At 31.8% G+C, this 24,388-nt stretch carries 20 protein-coding genes; 11 read left to right on the top strand and 9 right to left on the bottom strand.

Translation table 11 applies throughout. The annotated features are described in order from the left end of the window. Positions 1-48: 48 nt before the first annotated feature. Both PQF96_RS01655 and PQF96_RS01660 read left to right on the top strand, forming a co-directional pair. Positions 49-1,503: a S41 family peptidase gene (locus PQF96_RS01655; protein WP_271764878.1), complete on the top strand. Its 1,455-nt coding sequence runs from the start codon at positions 49-51 to the stop codon at positions 1,501-1,503. Positions 1,504-1,913: 410 nt separating this feature from the next. Next, positions 1,914-2,426, top strand: coding sequence for a lipocalin family protein (locus PQF96_RS01660; RefSeq protein WP_160114182.1), 513 nt, complete (start codon positions 1,914-1,916; stop codon positions 2,424-2,426). Positions 2,427-2,601: 175 nt separating this feature from the next. Here PQF96_RS01660 and PQF96_RS01665 read toward each other — a convergent pair whose 3' ends face one another. From PQF96_RS01665 to PQF96_RS01675, 3 genes are all read right to left on the bottom strand, one after another. Further along, positions 2,602-2,931, bottom strand: coding sequence for a hypothetical protein (locus PQF96_RS01665; RefSeq protein WP_109436489.1), 330 nt, complete (start codon positions 2,929-2,931; stop codon positions 2,602-2,604). Positions 2,932-3,360: 429 nt separating this feature from the next. Further along, the gene (locus PQF96_RS01670) at positions 3,361-4,803 is read right to left on the bottom strand and encodes a rubredoxin (RefSeq protein ID WP_271764879.1); all 1,443 of its coding nucleotides are present in this window, start codon (positions 4,801-4,803) and stop codon (positions 3,361-3,363) included. A gap of 38 nt (positions 4,804-4,841) precedes the next feature. Further along, on the bottom strand, positions 4,842-8,363 hold the full coding sequence (locus PQF96_RS01675) for a nitrate reductase (RefSeq protein WP_271764880.1): 3,522 nt from the start codon (positions 8,361-8,363) through the stop codon (positions 4,842-4,844). 537 nt (positions 8,364-8,900) lie between these two features. On the opposite strand from PQF96_RS01675, the gene PQF96_RS01680 reads away from it, so the two are divergent. The 8 genes from PQF96_RS01680 to PQF96_RS01715 are packed head-to-tail and all read left to right on the top strand — an operon-like array spanning position 8,901 to position 16,079. Next, positions 8,901-9,329: a globin family protein gene (locus PQF96_RS01680; RefSeq protein WP_109436486.1), complete on the top strand. Its 429-nt coding sequence runs from the start codon at positions 8,901-8,903 to the stop codon at positions 9,327-9,329. Positions 9,330-9,386: 57 nt separating this feature from the next. Continuing rightward, positions 9,387-10,247, top strand: a complete 861-nt coding sequence (locus tag PQF96_RS01685) for a c-type heme family protein (protein ID WP_271764881.1) — start codon at positions 9,387-9,389, stop codon at positions 10,245-10,247. A 14-nt stretch (positions 10,248-10,261) separates the two neighbouring features. After that, entirely contained in the window at positions 10,262-10,741 is a 480-nt protein-coding gene (locus tag PQF96_RS01690; RefSeq protein WP_109436484.1) for a hypothetical protein, read from the top strand. A 12-nt stretch (positions 10,742-10,753) separates the two neighbouring features. Beyond that, positions 10,754-11,794 (top strand): ferredoxin--NADP reductase, encoded by a 1,041-nt coding sequence (locus PQF96_RS01695; protein WP_271764882.1) that lies wholly within the window; start codon positions 10,754-10,756, stop codon positions 11,792-11,794. An 8-nt stretch (positions 11,795-11,802) separates the two neighbouring features. Beyond that, positions 11,803-12,525, top strand: a complete 723-nt coding sequence (locus PQF96_RS01700) for a cytochrome c3 family protein (protein WP_271764883.1) — start codon at positions 11,803-11,805, stop codon at positions 12,523-12,525. A gap of 12 nt (positions 12,526-12,537) precedes the next feature. After that, on the top strand, positions 12,538-12,897 hold the full coding sequence (locus PQF96_RS01705; protein ID WP_271764884.1) for a hypothetical protein: 360 nt from the start codon (positions 12,538-12,540) through the stop codon (positions 12,895-12,897). Positions 12,898-12,915: 18 nt separating this feature from the next. Beyond that, a complete protein-coding gene (locus tag PQF96_RS01710; protein ID WP_271764885.1) occupies positions 12,916-14,301 on the top strand; it encodes a cytochrome c biogenesis protein ResB in 1,386 nt (461 codons plus the stop codon). Further along, complete coding sequence (locus PQF96_RS01715; RefSeq protein ID WP_271764886.1) at positions 14,298-16,079, top strand: cytochrome c biogenesis protein; 1,782 nt, start codon at positions 14,298-14,300, stop codon at positions 16,077-16,079. The genes PQF96_RS01710 and PQF96_RS01715 overlap by 4 nt, the downstream gene beginning before the upstream one ends. A 371-nt stretch (positions 16,080-16,450) precedes the next feature. Here PQF96_RS01715 and PQF96_RS01720 read toward each other — a convergent pair whose 3' ends face one another. The 5 genes from PQF96_RS01720 to PQF96_RS01740 form a co-directional block, all read right to left on the bottom strand. After that, complete coding sequence (locus tag PQF96_RS01720) at positions 16,451-17,851, bottom strand: MFS transporter (RefSeq protein ID WP_109436478.1); 1,401 nt, start codon at positions 17,849-17,851, stop codon at positions 16,451-16,453. Positions 17,852-18,094: 243 nt separating this feature from the next. Continuing rightward, positions 18,095-18,919, bottom strand: coding sequence for an ABC transporter ATP-binding protein (locus PQF96_RS01725; protein WP_109436477.1), 825 nt, complete (start codon positions 18,917-18,919; stop codon positions 18,095-18,097). 12 nt (positions 18,920-18,931) lie between these two features. Further along, entirely contained in the window at positions 18,932-19,795 is an 864-nt protein-coding gene (locus PQF96_RS01730; protein WP_143916064.1) for an ABC transporter ATP-binding protein, read from the bottom strand. A gap of 9 nt (positions 19,796-19,804) precedes the next feature. Then, positions 19,805-20,902, bottom strand: a complete 1,098-nt coding sequence (locus PQF96_RS01735) for an ABC transporter permease (RefSeq protein ID WP_143916063.1) — start codon at positions 20,900-20,902, stop codon at positions 19,805-19,807. Positions 20,903-21,011: 109 nt separating this feature from the next. Further along, a complete protein-coding gene (locus PQF96_RS01740) occupies positions 21,012-22,412 on the bottom strand; it encodes a CmpA/NrtA family ABC transporter substrate-binding protein (protein ID WP_109436474.1) in 1,401 nt (466 codons plus the stop codon). Positions 22,413-22,791: 379 nt separating this feature from the next. Here PQF96_RS01740 and PQF96_RS01745 point away from each other — a divergent pair, with 379 nt between their 5' ends. Beyond that, positions 22,792-23,643 carry a type IV pili methyl-accepting chemotaxis transducer N-terminal domain-containing protein gene (locus PQF96_RS01745; RefSeq protein ID WP_143916062.1) on the top strand — a complete coding sequence of 284 codons (852 nt, stop codon included), beginning with the start codon at positions 22,792-22,794 and terminating at the stop codon, positions 23,641-23,643. A 17-nt stretch (positions 23,644-23,660) separates the two neighbouring features. Here PQF96_RS01745 and PQF96_RS01750 read toward each other — a convergent pair whose 3' ends face one another. Beyond that, positions 23,661-24,338, bottom strand: a complete 678-nt coding sequence (locus tag PQF96_RS01750; RefSeq protein WP_271764887.1) for a response regulator — start codon at positions 24,336-24,338, stop codon at positions 23,661-23,663. Between the last annotated feature and the right edge of the window lie 50 nt (positions 24,339-24,388).

The following is a 24,388-nucleotide window of genomic DNA, read 5'->3' on the forward strand; positions in this document are numbered from 1 at the left end:
AATCTAAAGAAGTTAATTAAGTAAAGAATCATTTTTCAAAATTATCAAATGAAGAAAACACAGTTTTTTGTGCTTTTTTATATATTTTCTTATGTAGTATCTGCCCAAAGACATGTTGACTCTTTAGGAGTTAAGGAAGATTTTAAGATTTTTGAAAGCATCTTGAAAAAAGGACACCCAACCTTATATGAATTTATTGATGAGGATTCTCTGAATTATATTTTTAAAGACACCAAAGAATCACTTGGTTCTAAAAATTCTGATATAGATCTGTATAAAAAAATGTTAAACATTACGGATAAGATCAAAGATGGGCATCTTATATTATATGCTCCAAATACAATAAAAACAGATCAATATTATTTTCCTTTAATTTTGAAAATAATAAACACCGAATTTTACACTGATACAGAGGATTTTGGAATTCCGGTTGGCTCAAAAATTCATGAGATTAATGGCAAAGAGATTTCTGAAGTTTTAGAAAGAATGAAAAAGTATGTTGCCAGTGATGGATATAATTTAACTAAAAAATATAGAGATATTGAATTAAAATTTGGCTTGTATTTTGCCTACGAATATGGTATAGAAAAACAATTTAATATCAACTATACAGAACCCAATGGAATAAATAAGACACTCTCCCTCCCAGCAGAATCTTTTGCAAAAGTTAGATTAAGAAATACCAAGCGTAATTCATACTTTGCCAAATATCATAACAAAGAAAATGACTTTGATTTTTTTAATACATACATCAGTAATAAAGATCCTTTTGTTTATTATAAGGAAAAACTTAATACAGCAATTTTAGTCGTAAATACTTTTGAAGGTGATACAAGAATATTTAAATCGAAGTTGACAAAAATTTTCAAAGAAATCAATAAGAAAAAGATTCGTCATCTTATTATCGATGTTCGTCAAAATAATGGAGGTTTCAGATCTAGCGCAGTTCATTTATATTCTTTTATCACAAAAAGTATCTTTAAGCAAGTTACTAGTGAATATGTTACTTCTCTTTCTATCCCTGAACGAAAATACATAACACAAACATTTCTTAATGAAAAAGAATTTTTAAAAGATAAATTTAATAATCACCCTATATATGATGGTTGGAAGCTCGCATTTGATGATATGGAAGCTGTTATGGTACCTGATAAAAATCGTTTTAAAGGGAAAGTTTATGTATTGTCAGGAGGAGCAACTTTTGCTGCAGGCTCAACGTTTACACTAAATGTAAAAAATGATCCCGATATGCTATTGATAGGAGAAGAAAATGGTGGAGGTTATTATTTCTTTAATGCTGAATTTCCTGTTTTCTATGAATTCCCAAACTCCAAAATACTTATGTCCATGTCTATGGAAAAAGTTAATCACTATGTTAAAGATAAAACCATCCCTAAAGGATCTGGTGTACCTCCAGATAAACATATAATTCTAACCGTAGAAGATCTAATATCGGGTAGAGATCCAGAACTAGATTATGTTTTACGACTTATAGGAGGATGAGAAAAGAATACAAATTTTAAAATCATGTATTATCCTATGTAAGTATTTACGCTAGTTGTTAACTTACACGAGTTATGAAGCATTTGCTTAAATCTTAAAGCGATATGTTCATCATCAAATTTCATTGCTTCACTTATACTAGTAGACAAAACAAGCTCACCAATAAGATATTCTACAAAATAACTTTGCTCATCTGTTAAAAGTACATATTCTGTCATATGGTAATCTATCTAATCTTAATTTTTATAAATACATCCTAACAAGACTGGTAGAATTTGTAAGTAAAAGTAAGTTTAAAACATATGTAAAACAGAAAGTATGTCGAATACTTTTGCACAGAAGTATTAACAATTTATCCTTTATAAACTATGGGTATGATTTTTGATATTATAGAAATCAAAATATGTATTATGCAAATATATTCGTCATCACTAGTTATTCTCATTGTGGTACTTAGCTTTACATCTTGCACAAAATCTTCAAAAAAGCCATACATCCTTCCAGACAATGCCATATCCTTATTGGCAGGAGAAACAGGAAAAACCTGGAAATTAGCATGGAGATATAATAATGGTACTCGCATGAACATGAGAGGTTGTTTTCTTTCATATAGAGCTACTTATTCTCCAGATATGATGTTTAGGGATAATAATGGCGATCATCAAGATTGTGGTCTAACTTTATTAGGAAATTGGGAGATCACTAAGGATAAAAAAGGAAATCCATACATAAAATTAACTAGCGATCAGCTTCCGGATATCATGCACATTGATAAGAATTATAAGTTTTTCAAAATCTTAAAACTCGATAAGGATACGCTTAGAATTCAATTCAGACACAAGCAATTTTCTTCTAAAAGTACTTTTGTCGACACTTTTGTTTCTGAACATATAAAAATCGAGGGGAGAGATTTTCATTGGTAGAATATTTTTTGTTTCAAGAGAATCAAATAAAAAAACCGATCATAATATTCTCTAAATATTATAATCGGTTAATTTAAAACATATGACTGATTTTAATCAGACACAAAACGTAAGTAAACCTGGGGCAAAAAAAGCTTTTCTTCAAACTTAGTTAAATCAATATAACTAATGTTTGTTAGCTATAACTAACTTCAATTTTTCGCAAAAGACCTATTTCTATATATTCTAATATTTTATCAGCTTTACCTATTTTTTCTGTTTCTATTGGTACCCATCCATCAATTTTGATCATGTCATTAGGGTTACTGCTAAAAAACATTTCGTATTCATACTCTTTGGATCTCCCATCATTGAAAGAAGGGTATGGACTATTCTTTGTTTTGTCCATCATCCTTTTTTGAACAATTTCTATTTTTGAAGCTAAATCTAAGGTTTCTGTATCCCTATGTACTTCTACATCCAAAAACTCTGCAATCGAGGCCATAATTACTTCTTCTAAATTCATAAGCATAAATTTTAGTGATTAATAATATCTAACACTACATGTTAAAATATTTTCTTTACTTTTTTATTAAAAAACATAATACCCTTATTTTTACAGGGTGTAATTTAAAAAAAACTTGTTTAAACCAAATTAAACCCTATAAAAACAAGTCAAATCTATATATAATTAGTTAAAAATTAAAAATACACCCCATAAAATATAGGGTATACATTAAAAATTTACATTTTGATGAAATTTAGATTATCCAAATTGAGTATTTGCTAATTGAGTATTAGGAAAATTCTTTTTTTTCCAATGAGTGAATAGAAAAAAACATCATATCAACTAATAATAAGCCCTAAAAAGTTTTGATTACATACCAATAGAGATAGAAGAGTACTTTTTTTACCCCTGTTTTTTTAACCGGAATGTATTAATTTGAAAAAATATTTAGACAACTTCTAAAATTATTTTTTCAAAATTATCCTTAGTAGCCTCACATAGGGAGCAAGAATAAGTTTTTGGTAAATCATGAAAATCGATACCAGCCTGAATTTCTAAAGTTACATCTCCCACTGAGGGATCATAAATGGTTTTACAATCTTTACATTGATACACTTCTATTTCAATACTCTCTCTTTTGGCTATAAAATTTTGAGATTGTTCATCCTCCTCTGTTCCAAGGTTCTGAAAATAAGTTTTAGTTAATTCAATTAGTAGTCTAGGTAAATCCATCTGATCAATATCCTGAGCATATACTTTATACATTCTTGAATTCGGATTAAAATTCCTTGCATACAAGACATTATAAGTCGGTCGTACTACAAAATCCTCTATAGGTTGAGATATTTTATTTTCTTCTATCATTATTGAAGTAAAATACCGGTTTCTATTTTTACTGGCAGTAACTCCAAATGTCAATCCATACGTACTGATATCATTCTGATCAAAATTCATCACTAAAGATTTTTTTAGATCTAAAGCTTTTTTATCATTAACTGGCAGATGCCAATTTAATTCTAACGAAGAATGTCGAACATTTATTCCAGACTGTCCTAATAGCTTTTCTAATGCTAATTTACTCTCCTTGGGAATCGCTTTAATAATAAATGATTTCCATGGTGTTAAGCAGATTTTTCCGATTCTATGTTCTACACAAAAATCACATAGTGTTTTAAGAAATTCTAAATCATATTGATTATTTCTCCAATACAATCCTAACCAGTATTGGTTAATCCCCATTTTATTCATTCCTTCATAGTAAGGAAAAGGATTAAAAGCAACTCGAAGCGGTTTCTCTATAACTCTATTATTAGTATCCAAATTTTCATTTAAAAACAAAAAAAGCTCATTAACATCTCCTACCTTTTTATAGGCGTTCTCAATCGCTTCTGCCACTTTTGCAATATCCCAAGTATAAATTAGCACAGGATAATATTCCTCTTCCCAGCCTGGTAATTTTAGAAACAAATACCAATAATCTTCATGTGAAGATGCAATAAAATTAAGATCTCCAGAAAATAAAGGTACAATTTGTTGTTTAGGATCTGTAATATTTATTTTCAATTCTGGTTTATATCTAAAATTTTCTAAAATATATAAATAGGTCGTTCCTCTTAACCATACTGTAGCATTAAAAATATCTATTGAAACGTAAGAACAGCTTATATTTTGCTGTATTTCAGAAGTAAAAAAAGAGGGGTCAAAAGATTCTTTTTCGGTAATTAAATCTCCATTGCCATCCTGCAACGGAAAAATAATATCTTGTCTAGACCCAAAATGAAATGTTTCCAATCCAAGATTTTGTGCATAGCTTATAATACGCTGTAACTCTATAGGAGATAGCACACCTCCTTTTACATCAATTCTTTGCAAAGACTGTTCTTTATTCATTTTTATTCAGTTTTAAATCTTCAAAAAACACTTTAACACTATGCTAATTGTAAGACAGAATTCAACACCTCTTTAACTTCGGGTTTACAACTACCACATCCCAGACCTGCTCCAGTTTTAGTGCACAATTCTGAGAAATCTTCACATCCAGACTTAATCGCCTCTTCTAAATTACCTTCTCCAACTTGACTACAAGAACAAATGAGTTTACCAATCACGGGTTCATTAGATGTAGCGGATCTTAATAATTCTTCCCGTTTCTCTGATAATTCGATCTTCCCTTCAATAAGATTCTTAAAATCAGCAAATTCACTCTTATCTCCCATTAATATAGCTCCAACTAATCGATCATCCTTTACAATACATTTTTTATAAAAACGCTTTCGAACATCCATCAAAATAACCTCCTCAAAGGATGAATCATTTTTTGGTATATCAACACTACCAATACTGCATAGATCAAGATCTTCAAACTTAAGGATATTCATAAATACAGATCCTCTGTAAATTGCACTATAATCTCCCAATAAATACTTCGCAACGATATCCGCCTGTTGTTCTGCAGCAGCTGTGATACCATATAAATCACCTTCAAATTCTGCTATTTCACCCACAGCAAATATATTGGGATCACTAGATTGTAAATACTGATTTACAAGAATTCCGCGACGACAATCCACATTTGTTTTCTTTACCAAGTCAATATTAGGAATTGTACCAATTGAATATACCACCGCATTACAACTAAATGATTTTCCTGATTTTAAGTTTACCAAAAGATCTCCTCCTTCTTGATTAAATACAGTATCCACTTCATTATCAAAATGAATCTGAATCCCTTTCTCGAGAACATCCTCTGCTAATAAACGACTCGCTACAATATCTAATTGACGCTCCATTAATCGGTTTCCTCTTTGTACAATAGTTATTTTAACTTGTTTTTTACGTAATGCAGCTGCAAGTTCTAACCCTAACAGCCCTCCTCCTACTATTGCTACATGTTGTTCGTTTTCTGGCAGGCCAGTTTCATTAAGATATGTTTTTAATTTATCAGCATCCCCTCTGTCCCGCATTGTAAATCTCCCTGGCAAATGAACAGGTACTTCTTTAGGAACAAATGCACGACTACCGGTTGCCATTAAAATAACATCGTAATCATGTTTATCTCCTTTGCTATCTATGATAAATTTATCTTCTCTATTAATTTCTGCAACGGGATTACTAGTATACAAGTTCACATTTAGAGATTCCATGCTTCCTTCTCGCATTTTCTGCAATTGCTCCCATTTTAATTCTTCACTAACATACTCAGGAAGCAACACCCGATTATAAAACGGATAAGGCTCCTTTGAAAACACTACAATCTCATCTTCGGTATTATACTCTCTATATGTCTGTATAAAACGATACGCGGCTGTACCAGCTCCTATAATACAAATCTTTTGTTTTGATTTCACAAATTTAGAAACCTGCACCGCAGAATATTTAAAATCTGGTTCTTTAGAAATTGGATCTAAGATATCTGTAGTAAGGTTATTTGCTCTGCCATAATCGTTACCCATCACCTTTCCCCAATGCATAGGAAGAAAAACCACTCCTTTTCCTATGTTATCAGACACTTTTACTTTTACCTGTACTTTACCTCTTCTACTCTCTACCACAGCAATATCACCATCCTTTAATTTTCTTAAAAAGGCATCTACTTGATTAATCTCCAAATACGGATCTGGAATATGTGTAATCAACTTATTTACTTTACCCGTTTTTGTGCGAGTATGCCATTGATCTCTCACCCTTCCTGTTGTGAGAATTAAAGGGTGTTTTTCTGTAAGAAGTTCTGAAGTGGGTTTATTAAATTTTGGAACAATAAACTTAGCATTACCTGTATCTGTATAAAACTTTTTATCCTCGAATAATCTTGGTGTACCCGAATGATTAGATTCTGGCACTGGCCACTGAAAACTTCCTTCCATCTTAAGACGGCTGTAAGAAAGACCTGATACATCAATAGAGGTTCCCTTTGTTAATCTACAATGTTCTTTATATACTTCTTCTGCCGAAGTATAATCAAATCCTTTATATCCCATTCGCTGTGCAAATTTCCATAAGATTTCGACATCAGGTAGAGCTTCTCCAGGGGGATCCACCACTTTATTGAGATACGTTATACGTCGTTCGCTATTCGTCATCGTACCTTCTTTCTCTGCCCATCCTGCTGCAGGAAGTACTAAGTCTGCAAATTCTAAAGTCTCAGCACGATGTGATATATCCTGAACTACTACAAATTTTGCGTTTTGTAAGGCCTTTTCTACTTTATTAGAATTAGGTAAACTCACCAATGGATTTGTACATATAATCCAAACTGCCTTTAACTTACCATTTTCTAAAGCATCAAACATTTCGGTAGCAGTATACCCTGGTTTTGGAGATATTTCTTTACCTCCCCAGAAATTCGCCACCTCTCTCCTATGCTCATCGTTACCTAAATCTCTATGCGCTGCCAAAAGATTCGCCATACCTCCAACTTCTCTACCCCCCATTGCATTTGGCTGCCCAGTTAATGAAAATGGTCCTGATCCCGGTTTTCCTATATGACCTGTTAACAAAGACAAATTTAACAACGCATTATTTTTATTCACTCCAATAGAACTTTGATTAAGTCCCATAGCCCAAAGTGTAATAAACCCTTTTGCATCAGCAATATATGTAGCTGCTTTTTTTATATCTGCAACGGTTACTCCACAAGCTTTAGCAGAATCACTTAATGAAACTGATTGTAAAGTTGTTTTAAGTTTTTCGAAATCGTCTGTATGATTTGTTATAAACTGCTTATCGATTTTTTTTCTATCAATCAATCGCTTAGCAATAGCATTATACAATATCACATCTGTACCGGGAAAAATCTGCAAATGTAAATCGGCAATATCACAAGATGGTGTTTTGCGGGGGTCAACTACAATAATTTTAGTATTAGGTTTTCTTTCTTTATGTGCTTCGATTCTCCTAAACAGTATAGGGTGACACCAAGCAGGATTAGCGCCAGCAATCATAAAACAATCCGCCAATTCTATATCCTCATAAGAAATAGGAACACTATCTTCACCAAGTGCCTGTTTATACCCAACTACAGCAGAGCTCATGCACAATCTAGAGTTTGTATCAATATTATTGGTTCCTATAAAACCTTTTGTTAGCTTATTAACCAGATAATACTCTTCTGTAAGACATTGCCCTGACACATAAAAACCAACGCTATCTGGTCCATATTTTTTAATTATTGTATCAAAGACTGAGGTTGCTCTATCTAAAGCTTGATCCCAAGATACCCGTTGACGCTCATGCCCTTTACTCCATCTCATTTCTGGATACAAGATTCGATCACTCTTATCCTGTACCACATGATGCAGATTCATTCCTTTTGAACATAACATTCCACGATTTACAGGATGATCTGGGTCTCCTTCTACCGTGATTGCACCCTTAGGATCTTTTTTAGCAATAATTCCACAGCCCACACCACAATATGAACACGTTGTTTTATATGATTTGAATACGGACATAAAGAGTTTTATCTAGTTTCTATTGAAAATCAAAATTACGTATAATTACGTAAAAATAATTATAAATAACAGCGAAATAGATGAAAGACAAATTAATTATGAAATTGATAAAAGAAGTGCAAAAAAAAGAAAAATCAAAAATAAAAAGGTAGCCTAACTCAAAAATATTAAATATAAAATAATAAGAAAACATCATATTACATAGGCATTTCAGAAAACCAGATTATGTTTTATTTAGTATCTAATTTAGAGAAAACATATTTCAAATAAATGATTCTAAGGATATTACAAAATTTTAAAAACTTGATTTTTACGATTATCGAAAATTAAGAAACAAGAATTTAAACTATTATCATATTTTTTACTAAAAAACCATAAAAATCATCAAAAATTAAACCAAAAAGAAGACAAAACATATAAAAAATCAACTTTTATTGAATATTTCATATTTGTTATTTATGTTTAGTTCAGATATATTTGATCAAAATTAAGTATTAATACTTAAGTATTTATTTTAAAATTGTAAACAATGTAATTATGGAAAAAAGAACAATTGAATTAGTACAGTCCTCTTTTGAAAAAATTGCCCCAATAGCAGAGACAGCTGCAAAAATATTTTATGATAAGCTTTTTGAATTGGATTCTGAGTTAGAAAAGTTATTTCCTACCGCAAATCCTGAAGCTATGAAGGGACAAGGCAATAAACTAATGACTATGCTTGCTTCGGCTGTTGCAGGCTTAACTAATCTAGATAAACTAATCCCAATACTAGAGAACTTAGGAAAAAACCATGTTAGCTATAATGTAGAAGCCTCTCACTATGATACTGTTGGTGCTGCATTACTAGAAACCTTATCCATAGGACTTGGAGAAGATTTTACTCCAGAAGTAAAAGAAGCTTGGACTGATACTTATACCGTAATGGCTTCAGTAATGAAAACAGCTGCATATGGAGAAGTTGTTTAACACAACTCTCTTTATAGCTACAAAATAATAAAAACACTCATCTAAAAAAACAAATGTATGAATCGTTACGGTATTAAAAATTTGGTTTTTCTTTTGGCAATAAATAGCATTGTATTCATTCAATCATGTGGCGGTGTTCCAGAAGAAAAATCTTCAACTACCCAATCTAATAAAGTATTTGCTGTTTCAGAAATTTTGACTCTAATAGCAGAAGAAAATGATATTACTAGAACATTATACACCAAAGGGATTGTTGGAGCAGGTAAAAAACAAGGATTAAAATTTGATGAAGACTGGCAAGATGACGAAATAGAAGCTGGTCCTCTTCCCGCTTTATTTTTAAGAGGAATATCATCAGACATAAGAAAAAGTGCAGTTCCCTTAGGTCTCTATTTAGGATCAGATTTTCCTATCAATGCATCAAATAAGTTCACAGGAAAACAAGCAGAACTCTTTGAAAAAATAAAAACTGACAAAGAGCCTCAACATTTTTTTGAGGAAGATCAAAAACTATATACATCCATGTTTGCAGATTTAGCAGTTGCTGCTCCTTGTGTAAATTGTCATAATGAACATAAAAACACGACAAAGACTGATTGGAAACTTGGAGATGTAATGGGTGCAACCACCTGGCAATATCCTTCAGATTCTCTCTCATATAAAGAAGCAATTGATGTTATTAAAGCATATCGAAACGGAACAAAAGCAATATACACAGCATATCTTGATGAAATAGCGGGTTTTAAAATAGATAGTACAAAACCATCTATAGGAGATAAGTGGCCTTCTAAAGGATTTTATCTTCCAACTGCTGAGGTATTCATTGATAGTGTTAGAAAATTAACTTCATATAAAAGTTTTGAAAAATTATTAGTAGACTCTAACAAGAGAAAGAGCCAATATCTAGTCTCTAATTAACGAATTCAACAAAAGTGAAAAAAACAGGGAGCTTTGTACTTATTGGCAGTATACTATTCTTAGCATATATACTGCAATACATTCTTAATATTAGATGGACTATATTATATGACTTACAGCTTAATGAAAATTATAAGCGATGGTCTGGAGCATTTGTTAGCGCATTCATACTGTTTCAATGGATACTTACGTTTACAAGAATATCAAAAAAACTAAGAATGTATGCGATACAATTCACATACATTCATAAGTGGATCGGTATCTTATCTCCTATTTTTTTCTATCTCCACGCTATGGAATTTGGATACGGTTATTTAGCTCTTTTATCCTATATATTTTTCATCAATATGATACTAGGAACTATTAATTTAGATATTATAAAAAGTACAAAAAACTGGGTATTTCAATCTTGGATGATAACACATGTAGCACTTTCGTTCTTCATTACTTTTTTAGTCCTTTTTCATATAGGTGTAGTCTTTTATTATAAATAAAAAATAAATCACATGTTATTAACTGTTAAAGATATAATACCGGAAACAAAAGATGCTGTAAGCGTAATATTAAAAAACAATCTTTTTTTTAATAAAATAAAATACAAGGCCGGTCAATTTCTTACCGTAAAAATCCCCATTAAAAACAAAATTGAAAAAAGAGCTTACTCATTTAGCAGCAGCCCTGTAACAGATAATTTTTTAAAAATTACTGTGAAAAAAGTTGAAAAAGGTCTGGTCTCTAATTATATCTGTGATATACTAAAACCAGGGCAAAAAATAGAAGTAGAAAAACCTGCTGGTAGTTTTTATGTAATCCCAAACAAAAATACTCAATTCAACTACATACTATTTGCTGCAGGTAGCGGAATAACTCCAATTTTTTCTATTATTAAAACAGTGTTAGAAAAAGAACCTTTATCAAAAATAATTCTAATTTACTCCAATAGAAATGAGGAATCTACTATTTTCAAAAAAGCAATTGAAAACTTAGAAAAGAAACACCCTAATTCCTTTGTCGTAGAACATATCCTGGAAAAAAAGAATTCAGACAAGCCTAATTATCACCAAGACTTATTAAACAAAGAGCTTGTCGATAGTATCTTAAAAAAACATCATACAACATATGAAGATGGTAAATATATGATGTGCGGACCTCATGGGTTTATGGATAAAGCTAAAGAAATTCTTTTAGAAAAAGGAATTACCAGAGACAAAATCAAACTAGAAGCTTTCAGCACTACTCTCATTACATCAAGTGATGCAAAAAAACTAGAAAGCTCTGTAACGATATATCATGATAACAACAAACATACACTTGATGTCAAAGGAGATAAAACAATATTGCAAGCTGCAATGTCCAATAATATTATGCTACCTTATTCATGTAGATCAGGGATGTGTAATAGTTGCAAAGCAAAATGTATATCTGGTTCAGTAAAAATGATAGATGGTCATTTTCTTTCAGAAGAAGAAGTAGCAGAAGGACATATACTTACTTGTATAAGTTTTCCTAGATCAAATAATGTAAGCATAAGTTTTATTAACGATTAGACAAACACATGCTTAACAGAAACCCATTACGGAAAAGACAATACATAGGTACACTAATTGGAATTACAGTTACAATTGTTGCATATATAATTCTCCCTTTAAAGCAGACAGAAGATTTTCTAAGTTTAGGACCTCTTAATACTGGTCACGAAGGTTTATCCTGCAGTGCTTGCCATACTGATGCTAAAGGGAATTTAATTCAGCAGTTACAGTCCAATATGGCTTACACTTTTGGCACCAGAAAAACTAAAGTTGATTTTGGAACACAAAATGTTGATAATAAGAAATGTATAGCATGCCATGATCGTCCAAATGACAGACACCCAACGCATCGGTTTCTAGAACCCAAATTCAAAGATGCCATTGCCAATATTGACGCCACACAATGCGAAACTTGCCATAGAGAGCACAATGACACAAGAGTTGTTCTTGCCGAGGCTAACTTTTGTATCAATTGCCACTACGATTTAGAAGTCAAAAATGACCCTATAGATGTTCCTCACAGTACTCTTATCTCTAATAAACAGTGGAATACCTGTTTACAATGTCATGACTTTCATGGTAATCACCTATACAAATTAGCAGAAAAAATAGAAGATACTATTCCACTACAAGAAATACAAAATTATCTGAAAGGAGGAAAAGATCCTTTTTCTTCGAAAAAAAAGCATTTACCTCTTAGTGAAGATGAATGGTTAAAAATGAAAACCAAGTATACCAATTCAGAATAAAAGCATGTTATTATGAACTCAAAAAAAGTCATTTTTCTTTATCTTTTTTTAACTATATCGATTCTAAACTCTTGTAAAGAAAAAGTTTCTTGCCAGATTCCAGAAAAAGTCACTTATACAAAACAGATCAAAACTATTATAGAAACAGATTGTTTTTTATGTCATGCCCAGGATGTTTATAAAACAAAAGCTTCCAGAAATAAAATATTTGACTACGAAAGTCTAAAAAAAATGGGGGAGTCTGGAGTTCTTATTGGGTCTATTACCCATGCCACAGGTTATATCGCCATGCCTTATAAAAAAGGTGTCAAAATAGATAGCTGCAATATTGAACTCATCAAGAAATGGGTACAAACAGGAATGCACAATTAACAACTAATTACGAATTAATTGAAATACATATTAAATACTCTTTTTTCTAGTCGATTTAGTGGGTTATTACTACTCATATTCGCAATATCAATGGCTATAGCTACTTTTCTAGAAAACGATTATAACACAGAAACTGCAAAAGCTTTGGTATATCATGCTAAATGGTTCGAAATATTATTGCTTCTATTGGTAATCAATTTTATAGGTAATATCACAAAATATAATCTTTTTAGTGTACAAAAAGCTCCAATATTACTATTTCATCTTGCTTTTATAATCATCATCTTGGGAGCCGGAATTACTCGTTATAGAGGTTATGAGGCATTAATTACCATCAAAGAAGGAGAATCTAATGACAGAATGATCTCTATTGATAATTATCTTCAGATAATTGCCGGTAATGGTACTATAAATAAAAACCACATCAGCAAACCAATACTAATGAGCGAATTAGGCTTTAACAATATAATAGAAAGCGTTGATCTTGACGGAAAAAAAATCGAACTCAAATTAAAAAAATATATTCCCAGAGCCAAATATGAACTGAAAGACACAATCTCTGGGCATACCTATTTACATATTGTAATTGCTGAAAACGAAAATAGAAAAGATTTTTATATCCAGGAGGGAACTCGTGAAACCATTTATGGAATATCTATTGCCTTTAATACACAAAACAAACTCAAAACTGATATTCTCGTTACCAAAAAAAATGAAATTTGGCACGCCTCTTTTCCAGAGGTTACCGATTATTTTTCCATGTTGACTAATAAAATCGATTCTTACCCAAAAGATCAACTTACTCCTATTCAATTTAAAGCACTCAGCCAGATAAACAACACTCCCGTTGTATTTAATGAAATAGTCGAAAACAAAGTTCGAATCATTGTTTCCAAGGAAAAAAACTCAAAAATAAAGAATCCTGAGGCTGCTATTATTATTTCTGCAACATCTGGAGCCGACCATAAAGAAATTACATTATTTGGTGGTCCCGGTTATATGAACCCCTTCAATACTTTTTTCATTAATGGTATTCATCTAAAGCTAAGATATGGTGCCAAACCCATTAAACTTCCTTTTTCAATTTTTTTAAAAGATTTCAAGCTAGAACGTTATCCGGGATCAAATAGTCCATCAGCATTTTATAGCGATATAGAAATTCAAGAAAAAAACAAGTTGTTGAATTATTCAATATTTATGAATAACGTTTTGAATTATAAAGGTTATAGATTTTTTCAATCTGCATATTTACCCGACGAAAGTGGTACTATCCTTTCTGTAAATCGTGATTATTGGGGAACATTTATTACCTATATAGGATATAGTTTATTAGCCTTTGGTATGTTATTAAGTCTATTCTGGAAAAATTCTCATTTCGGATTAACACTAAAACTACTACGTTGAAAAAAACCATTATATATAGCATCATAAGTTTAATTTTAGCAACATTAAACACTCTACAGGGACAACAATTGCATAGGCTAAAACCATATGAGCTTGTCAATAGACAATATATTGATATCCAGCATTCTGAAAAATTTGCAGCGATCCAGGTTCAGGATTTTCAAGGTCGAATCAAACCTATCAGCACATTAGCCCTAGAATTAATAAGAAAAATACATGGAAAAAATAGTTTTATCTATGTTGATAAAGAAAATCAAAAAAAGCAATTGACCCCCATACAAGTGTTCATCGGAATGCAATATAAACCAGATTCCTGGCAGTTATTAGATTTTATTAAAATTGAAAAAAAAGCGATCCCTGCTTTAAAAGATTTAATAAAAATCAATCCGTCCGGACATGTTAGTGCTTCGCAATTTTTTGATTTCAAAGGAATATATAAATTGAAATCATTAGTTTCTTCTGCCTATGCTAAACCTCCCGGAAAAAGAACAATATTTGATAAGGATATCATTAAAATAGACGAAAGACTAAATATTGTTTGGAGTATTTTTAATGGTCAATTCTTAAAAATTTTTCCAAAAATAGATGATCCAGACTTAACCTGGTATTCCCCTGTAGCTTCTGAAATTGAATTTAACAAAGACGATAAAAATTTTATTAGTAAAATAATTCCTACTTATTTTTCTTACCTGGATTTAGGAATTGAAAAAGGAAATTGGCAAAAAGCAAATGAAGTCATCGAACTGATAAAAAGTTTTCAGCAAAAAAATGGAAAAGCTATTTTACTATCCGAAAAAAAGGTAAATACAGAAATTTGGTTCAACAAAAATCATATCTTTTTATGGTCTCTTATAGGATATACTTGCTTTGGCAGTATACTGATGCTATTGTGTTTTGTAAGAATATTAAAAAAACATAAATCAACAATCCAAAAAATTATTAAAGTAGTCATCTTTTTATTAATAAGTGTATTCATCTTACATGCACTTGGAATTGGATTAAGATGGTATATATCAGGTCATGCTCCGTGGAGTAACGGGTATGAAGCTAGTATTTTTATTGCTTGGATAGGAATGTTAGCAGGTTTTATTTTTTCAAAAAACAACTCATTTACTCCTGCAGCAGCAGCAATATTAGCAATATGCTTACTTGGAATAGCACATGGTAGTCTAATGAACCCTGAAATTACAAACTTGGTTCCTGTTCTAAAATCTTATTGGCTTTTAATTCACGTAGCGGTGATAACAGCCAGTTATGGGTTTCTTGCATTAGGATCTTTACTTTCATTAATTACCTTGCTCATAATGTGTATTAGCACGTTAATACATAAACAAGAAACAGAAAATACAATTCAAGAATTAACCAATACCAATCAACTTACTAGCACAATTGGTTTATACTTGCTTACAATCGGAACTTTCTTAGGAGGAGTCTGGGCTAACGAATCCTGGGGAAGATATTGGGGTTGGGATCCTAAAGAAACCTGGGCTTTAATAAGTATAATCATATATTCGTTTGTACTACACATCAGAATTATTATTCCTAAAAATTATCTATATATATATAATGTTTGTAGTCTGCTAGCATTAAGTAGCCTTATTATGACCTTTTTTGGAGTAAATTACTATCTATCAGGATTACATTCTTATGCAAAAGGTGATCCATTTCCTATCCCTAAATGGATTTATATCATAATTCCAATTATCCTTATAATTATCATTATTCCATTACTTAAAAAACCTGTAGTTAAGAAAGAGATTCTTGTAAACTATGAATAAAAAAGTTAACTACAATACACAATCAAAACAAAACAAACTTAAAAACTATAACCGTATTTTCAACTCTGTTAAGGACAAAACAAATTTTGTAATTATTATAAAGCATTAATAAACTAACGAAAAGCCATTCATTAGAAGCAGTTTTTAATTTCAAAAAGGAAGGATACAATAGCTATTTAAAACTGAAGTTAAAACCTTTTGTTAGGTTATTAACAAGATAATATTCTTATGTAAGAATTACAGTGATTTGATCACAATTAACTCTAAATATATCAAACAAAAAAACCGGTCACAAACAAACTGTGACCGGCAACACAAGAAACACTTAAAGCTACTTATTCTTTAAGGTTTCAACACTAAATTTTTATACTTTAATTGTACGCAGGAATATTTTTCATTTCCTTTTGCACTTCTTTTTCATCTTCTGTTGAGAATTTAATTGCAAGTGTCATAACAGCAGTAAACACAACAAAAATTCCTATAATAAAATACCCACTCGAAACCGCCTCTGATGAAGCTAACGCTTGTGCTGCGTTCACAGCATCAACTCCGAGATCTTGGTTTTCTGCTATTGCAACTTTTTCTGCAAAAGCAGATTTTGACTTTAACACCAGTGCAGCAACAAAAGCACCTACATTTCCACCAGCACCTACAATACCAGAAATAGAACCTATAGCTTTTTTATTAATAAAAGGAACAACTGAAAAAGTAGCTCCCTCGGCCATTTGAACTGTCAAGCTAAAACCAACCAGAAAAACAATCCCAAAGGTCAGTCCTGTCATACCCGAAAACAAAGATAACATAAGCCCTTCAACTCCCAAAATAATTGCTAAAAATATAACTCTTCCCTTCAAACCTTTTAATTTACCAAACTTATCACCGAAGAAACCACCTAAAGTTCTGGCAAAAATATTCATTAGTGCAAACGACATCACTAAGTTACCTGCTGTAATTCTTTCTAATTGAAATGTATTTTGAAGATAATCATCCATAGTACCGTACACTGTTAACTCCATCCCAAAACAAGCAGCATACACCAAAAAAAGCAACCAAACTCGGTAATCTTTTATTGCTTCCAAAAAACGAACTTCATCCTTTTTGGACTGTAGTATTTCTCCTTTTGCCTTTAACTCCTTATAGTTACCATTAGGCGTATCTTTTGTAAAGAAAAAATACACAATCCCCATTAAAAAACATACCACTCCTGCAACAATCATACTATACCTCCATGCCTCTGTTTCTGCTATCCCAAAGCTCACAACAGCTGCTGCAATTAAAGGCATCCCCAAGCGATTAGCTCCACCACCCAAATTACCCCATCCAGCCGATGTAGCATTAGCTGTACCAACAATATTTGGTGCAAACATTATAGAAGTATGAAATTGTGTAATCACAAACGAAGCACCAATAAAACCTATAAACAATCTACAAACAATAAATTGTATAGGCGTTTGTACAAAACCAAGTAAGATCACCGGTATAGCACCCAAAGTTAGCAGCCATGTATAACAAATTCGAGGACCATATTTATCACATAATTTACCAATCAATAATCTGGCAAACACTGTTCCAGAAACGGCTACAATTATAGAATTCCATTTTTGATCAGGAGTCAATCCTAAATCTCTAACTACATCAGGCATAAATGGCACAATACCAAACCATGCAAAGAAACATAGAAAAAATGCAATTGAAGTGATCCAAAACGTTCGGATCGGTAGACTTTTAAAATTTAACAGTTGTAATGTAGTAGACTTATTCTCGATATTCATGATTACTTAGTTTTGATTCTTTGATTTTTTCGTATCAAAGGCATTAAATGAACAAATTCAAATCAAAACTAAGTACAAATACTTAAAATAAAAATTTAGAAGGGCTTATAATTACGTAATACTATCTATTATTATGATATTCATAAGTACTAAGGATACAATTTAAAAGAAACAAAATAATAAGGTTTATATATTTCAAATATCGTAATTACTCATTTGCAAAAAATTTCAAACCCATACATATTAATGTTCTAAAAAATTAATAAGATGTTCTCTATATTTATAGTAGTCAGGATGGTCTAATACATTTTTTCTAAGTCGTGGTCTTTCAAAATCTATTTCCAGAATATCACCCACTTTTGCCCTTGGACCACTAGTCATCATAATCACTCTATCTGCCAAGAATATAGATTCATCAACATCATGAGTAATCATAATAGCTGTAATCTTTTCCTGATTCCAAACTTCGATCAATACATCTTGCAACTCTCCTCTTGTTAAAGAATCCAACATCCCGAAAGGCTCATCCAACAACAAAACCTTTGGCTTTATTGCAAATGCTCTTGCAATACCTACACGTTGTTGCATACCCTGTGAGAGTTCTTTTGCCTTTTTATACATTGCATCTTCAAGTCCAACTTTTGCCAAATAGTACTTTACAATATCATCTCTATCTCTTTTTGTACCATGCGAAAAAACCTGCTTTACACCAAGCATTACATTCTCATAAGCAGTCATCCAAGGTAAAAGACTTGGAGATTGAAAAATCACTCCTCTATCTGGACCTGGTCCTTTTATAGTTTGATTATTCACAACAATTGTACCTCTGGAAATAGGATTAAGTCCTGCAATCATAGTGAGCAATGTAGATTTACCACATCCTGAATGACCTATTATAGAAACGAATTCCTCATGTTTAATTTTCAAATCCAAATCGTCTAAGACGACATAATCTCCATTAGGTGTTGGATAGATTTTTGTGAGTTGAGAAATATCCATCATATATTTATCCTCAAACAACCCATTATCAGTTCTTCTTATCACAGGTTTTTCCAGTATTTCTTTCATATATGTTGTGTTTTAATTAAAAATTAATCCTCTGAAAGGTATTGGTTTGATTCTAGGCTTGATATCGGGTAACACATAATTATTCTCTTTTTTAGAGTTACGTTGTTCTCCTATTTGTATCAAGTACTCCATAATACTATTACGCAATTTTTTATACTCCTCATTATGATTTAATGCGGTTTTATCCCTTGGGCGTTCTAAATTAACCTTATATTCTGGTCCCAATGTAGCCTTAGGCCCTGGTTTAAGAGGTATAATTCGATCAGCCATCAAAATTCCTTCATCTACATCATTAGTAATCAACAAAGCTGTCTTCTTATCTTTATTCCAAATTTTTAGGATTTCCTGCTGTAGATTTCCCCTTGTAAGAGCATCTAGTGCACTAAGAGGTTCATCCATAAGGATCACATCTGGACTCATCGATAATGCTCTGGTTACCGAAACCCTTTGACGCATTCCCCCGGATAGTTCTTTTGGTAATTTATGAATTGCAGGAGACAGGCTTACCATCTCTACATATTCTTCGACACGCTTAGTCCTATCTTTTCTTGACATTTTTTTAAACGCTTCTTTTACAGCCATACCAACATTATTTTTGACATTAAGCCAAGGCAATAATGAATAATTCTGAAAAATCACTCCACGTTCATGACTAGGTCCTGTTACAGGCTCACCTTTAAACAGCACTTCACCTTCATCTGGCATGATTAATCCGGAAATAATGTTAATTAATGTTGTTTTTCCACTTCCTGTAAATCCGACAATTGCCACAAACTCACCTTCTTCGATTTCGAGATTGATATTAGACAATACCTGTGTCTTGTTTTTTCCGGTACCAAAAGATTTTGATACATTTCTTAATTCTATGTATGCCATATTTTTTTCTTAAGCAGTTTCTTCTGTAAATGTTACGAATTTTTGTATCGTAAGCATAATTCTATCTAATAAGAATCCTATGACACCTATTACGAACATCGCTACTATGATTTTAGAATTTGAATCGTTTGCTCCATTCTGAAACTCTTCCCAAACAAATGATCCTAATCCCGGGCTTTGTGCTAATAATTCTATAGCAATTAACACCATCCAAGCTACAGATAATGTAATTCGCAATCCAGTAAAAATTAATGGAAAAGAAGATGGTAAAATGATTTTAAATACTTTTTGACCAACACTAAGCTGAAGAACCTTAGCAACATTAATATAGTCTTTATCCACCGACGAAACCCCCATACTGGTATTTACCAATGTCGCCCACATAGAACAAAGTCCTACACTAATAAATGAAATAATAAATGAGCTGTCTGTATCTGAGTTTTTTGTTAACGTTTTTACGATCATGAAAACCAAGAGTAACCACACCACTGGAGAAACAGGTTTAAAAATCTGTATCAACCAATTCACTGAAGACCTTAATGTCTCACTTAATCCTAACATAATCCCAATAGGAACTGCTATAAAAAAAGCTAATAAAAATCCAGCAAAAACGGTTTTCAAACTTGTGAAAATCTGGTCTACAAATGATGGCCTACCAGTATATTTAATAGCATCGAGACCTTGCGCTTCTCTTTTTTCATTAGTAGCTGCGACCTTATCAGCAAAAGCAGATTTCTTTTCTGCAATAATTCTATGATCTGCTAATAATGATTTATAAGCTGTCCATACCTGAGTTGGTGATGGTAATGTATTAGGCTGACAACTAACATCTCCTGATTCGATACATACTCTCATTTCATTAGCCGCTGCTTCTCCTCTATCTACGAGAGCCTTTTCTATACGTGCATCCTTTTCTATATTATACAAATACGTTGCTCCAGAATGCCACACGATCAAAAATAATCCCACCGATAAGATTGGCAAAAACACTTTCTTAAACAATATGACCAAATTTTTCTGTACTTCTTCACCTGTCGCCAATCTAATTGCTGGTTCAAAAAAACCTAATCCCACAAAATTTAGGACATGGATTGATCTATCTTTCATCTGTTGTCGTTTTTATATTTTTAAATTTTCTAACAATCAACCATTAAGTTTATATATGATACTTAATGATCGATTGCTATATTTGATATTTTAGTGACGCATCATTTCATTATTCGATGTTCGAAACACCTTCTTCACTTTCTTTATTTCCTATATTAAAACTGTTTATATACCCTATAGGATCTTTGGCATCAAACTTTTTACCATCAATAAAATCTGTCGTTGCTGGTTTATAACCATCTGTTTCTGGCAATTCTGATGCTTCTAAATGCCCTTCTGACACTAATAGGTTAGCAGCTTTTTTCCATATATCTGGTCGGTAAATATCTTTGATTGTTTTCTCATACCATTCTACTGGTTTACTTTCTGGGATTTGCCCCCATCTTCTCATCTGAGTCAAGAACCAAATTCCATCAGAATAGAAAGGATATGTTGCATCATAGCGATAGAATACATTAAAATCTGGCATTTCTCTTTTATCACCTTTCTCAAATTCAAATGTACCAGTCATTGAATTAGCCAATACTACTTCATCTGCACCTACATATCCGGGCATAGATAAAATCTTAACAGCTTCTTTACGATTACCAGGAGCATCCAGCCATTTTCCCGCTCTAATTAATGCTTTTGTAACTGCTACAGCCGTATTAGGGTATTTCTCAATAAATTTCTTAGTCATCACAAACACTTTTTCCGGATTGTTTTTCCAGATGTCATAATTTGTAGTTACAGGCACACCAATCCCTTTAAAAACAGCTTGTTGATTCCAAGGCTCACCTACACAATATCCATAAATTGTTCCTGCTTCAAGTGTAGCTGGCATTTGTGGTGGTGGAGTTACAGACAATAACACTTCAGCATCAATTTGTCCTTGTATATTTTCTTTAGAATACATCCCTGGATTAATTCCGGCTGCCGCGAGCCAGTATCTAATTTCATAATTATGAGTTGATACAGGAAACACCATTCCCATCTTAAAAGCTTTTCCTTCATCTTTATAAGAATCAATTACTGGTTTAAGAGCGGTTGCCGATATCGGATGAATCGGTTTACCATCTTCTCCGACAGGAACATTAGGCTTCATTTTTGACCAAACATCATTAGAAACAGTAATACCATTTCCATTTAAATCCATAGAAAATGGAGTTACCAACTCAGCTTGCCTTCCAAATCCTGCACCAGCTGCTATTGGTTGTCCCGCTAACATATGAGAGCCATCCAATTGACCATCGATCACTCGGTCTAATACATTTTTCCAGTTAGATTGTGCTTCAACAGAAACAAATAAACCTTCATCTTCAAAAAAACCTTTTTCTTTTGCAATAGCAAGAGGTGCCATATCGGTTAATTTTATAAAACCAAAAGTCAATTGAGGCTTTTCTATAAGCAATTTTGATGATTCTTCTACAGAAGAATCACTTGAAGCTATTTCCTTTTTCTTTTCTCCCCCACAAGACATTAATGCCATAGTGGTAATAATTATTATAATTTTAAAATGTACTTTTTTCATAATTCTGTGTTTTGAGAATTTTATTAAATAGGATTATTCAAAACTAAGTATTATTACTTAATTTACATAACAAAAAATACGTATTTGACTCATTATTATCTATTACAAAATATTCGGTATCACAAATTGAGTATTCGATAATTTGAGTCGAAAAAAATTATAAATCGATTAATACTCATTACCAAAACAATAGCATAACTATCAATAAAATAAGGTCTTTTTCCACTTTTAACATGGTTTTTCCGTTAAACAAGTCTTAAATAAGCACTAGCAGATTACTCCTTCTAAACCCTCATGAATAATAAAAAAATAATTATTTGACAGGAATTAAAAAATAAGTATATTTACTTAAAAAATATTAAAACCTAAATCATTCTATATGACATTAAAATATTTACTCAAAAAACCAAAAACCCTATTCATTTCTATTTTTACGATATTATTAATTACCTCTAATTCATTCTCTCAATCTCAAGATTATGGATCAATTAGCTACAATAAGGCCATAAACATATCAGGAAAACAACGAATGTTATCACAAAAAATGTCTAAAGCATTTTTATTGATCTCTAAAGGAATTGATAGCGAAGAAATCAAAAAGGAACTTAATTCGAGTAAGTTTATTTTTGAAAAACAATTAGATATATTAAGTAAAAATGCGCCTAGTTCAGCAATCAAGCTCTCTATAAAAGATGTAAAAAAGTCATGGGTGAAGTTTAAAGGAGTTATAAGTTCCCCTCCTAATTATATGAACTCAGAAGAGGTTATGAAGTTAAATACATCATTACTAAGCAAATCTCATGAACTAGTTTTAAGCATAGAGACAAGTTCTAAATACAATAATCAATTCTTTAAAAATAAAAATCAAGATCTTGCAAATACAATTAATGTCTCTGGTAAGCAACGAATGTTATCACAGAGACTTTGCTTATACTATACAGCTTCTTTAATGTTTCCTGATCAAAAAAACGAGCACAAAAATGTAATGAATAAAATTTTTGATGAGTTTGATTCGGTTATTGGAGATTTATTAATCAATAGCTATAATACAACTGAAATCGAAGAAGAACTTGGTAATGTAATGGCAACATGGGAAAAATTTCAAGCTAACAAAAAAGGATTTCTTAATGGAACTTTTTCACTTGAAGATGTTTTTAATACCACTAACAGCTTAACCAAAAGTTTTAATAAAATAACAGGGGTTTATGAAATAATATCCAAAAGCCTCTGAAACTTTACTTCAAAAAGCTAGGGAATCATTCCATATTCCCTAGCTTTATTATTAAGCTCCAATACATTTTTAACTCCCATCTTTTTCATAAGATTAAAACGATGTACTTCTGTTGTTCTTTTACTTATATTAAGTTCCTGCGCTATGTCTTTATTTGTCATTCCAGAAACAGCAAGGCGCAGTATCTGAGCTTCTCTTTTAGTTAATTCAAACAAATCTTTAGATGATTGTTTCTTTGCAACATTAGTATCTATTACAGAAATATTTGAAGAATCACTACCTTTTATACTTCTAACCAAAATAGAAGATACATCTCCACTAAAATATTTATCTCCTTTACTAACCACAGAAATGGCTTTAAGAAATTCTTCCTTGCCAGCATCTTTAAGTAAATAACCTTCTGCCCCCGCATTAATGGATTGTAATATGTACTCATCAGAATCATGCATTGACAACATGATAGTTCTTACTGAATTATCTAGTGCTGTTATTTTTTGAACAACCTCTATACCTGACATCTGAGGCATTCTTATATCACAGATAACAATATCAGGACTCAAAGACTGAACTAATTCAATAGCCTCTGGACCATTTGACGCTTCTCCCACTACACTGTATTGTTCCTCATCTTCCAGAATAGCACGAATGCCATCTCTTACCATAAAATGATCGTCAACCAATACTATTTTTATCATAATCGCGTATTATTTATTTAAAATGTAGCATAAAATGCAACTTCTTCTGC

Origin of the sequence: Aquimarina algiphila, assembly GCF_947494415.1 — a bacterium.
Taxonomy (GTDB): Bacteria; Bacteroidota; Bacteroidia; order Flavobacteriales; family Flavobacteriaceae; genus Aquimarina; species Aquimarina algiphila.

Excerpts from the sequence above, each read along its gene's own strand:
- PQF96_RS01655 (WP_271764878.1), top strand. The coding sequence starts at position 49 with ATGAAGAAAACACAGTTTTTTGTGCTTTTTTATATATTTTCTTATGTA.
- PQF96_RS01660 (WP_160114182.1), top strand. The coding sequence starts at position 1,914 with ATGCAAATATATTCGTCATCACTAGTTATTCTCATTGTGGTACTTAGC.
- PQF96_RS01665 (WP_109436489.1), bottom strand. The coding sequence starts at position 2,931 with ATGAATTTAGAAGAAGTAATTATGGCCTCGATTGCAGAGTTTTTGGAT.
- PQF96_RS01670 (WP_271764879.1), bottom strand. The coding sequence starts at position 4,803 with ATGAATAAAGAACAGTCTTTGCAAAGAATTGATGTAAAAGGAGGTGTG.
- PQF96_RS01675 (WP_271764880.1), bottom strand. The coding sequence starts at position 8,363 with ATGTCCGTATTCAAATCATATAAAACAACGTGTTCATATTGTGGTGTG.
- PQF96_RS01680 (WP_109436486.1), top strand. The coding sequence starts at position 8,901 with ATGGAAAAAAGAACAATTGAATTAGTACAGTCCTCTTTTGAAAAAATT.
- PQF96_RS01685 (WP_271764881.1), top strand. The coding sequence starts at position 9,387 with ATGAATCGTTACGGTATTAAAAATTTGGTTTTTCTTTTGGCAATAAAT.
- PQF96_RS01695 (WP_271764882.1), top strand. The coding sequence starts at position 10,754 with ATGTTATTAACTGTTAAAGATATAATACCGGAAACAAAAGATGCTGTA.
- PQF96_RS01700 (WP_271764883.1), top strand. The coding sequence starts at position 11,803 with ATGCTTAACAGAAACCCATTACGGAAAAGACAATACATAGGTACACTA.
- PQF96_RS01705 (WP_271764884.1), top strand. The coding sequence starts at position 12,538 with ATGAACTCAAAAAAAGTCATTTTTCTTTATCTTTTTTTAACTATATCG.
- PQF96_RS01720 (WP_109436478.1), bottom strand. The coding sequence starts at position 17,851 with ATGAATATCGAGAATAAGTCTACTACATTACAACTGTTAAATTTTAAA.
- PQF96_RS01725 (WP_109436477.1), bottom strand. The coding sequence starts at position 18,919 with ATGAAAGAAATACTGGAAAAACCTGTGATAAGAAGAACTGATAATGGG.
- PQF96_RS01730 (WP_143916064.1), bottom strand. The coding sequence starts at position 19,795 with ATGGCATACATAGAATTAAGAAATGTATCAAAATCTTTTGGTACCGGA.
- PQF96_RS01735 (WP_143916063.1), bottom strand. The coding sequence starts at position 20,902 with ATGAAAGATAGATCAATCCATGTCCTAAATTTTGTGGGATTAGGTTTT.
- PQF96_RS01740 (WP_109436474.1), bottom strand. The coding sequence starts at position 22,412 with ATGAAAAAAGTACATTTTAAAATTATAATAATTATTACCACTATGGCA.
- PQF96_RS01745 (WP_143916062.1), top strand. The coding sequence starts at position 22,792 with ATGACATTAAAATATTTACTCAAAAAACCAAAAACCCTATTCATTTCT.
- PQF96_RS01750 (WP_271764887.1), bottom strand. The coding sequence starts at position 24,338 with ATGATAAAAATAGTATTGGTTGACGATCATTTTATGGTAAGAGATGGC.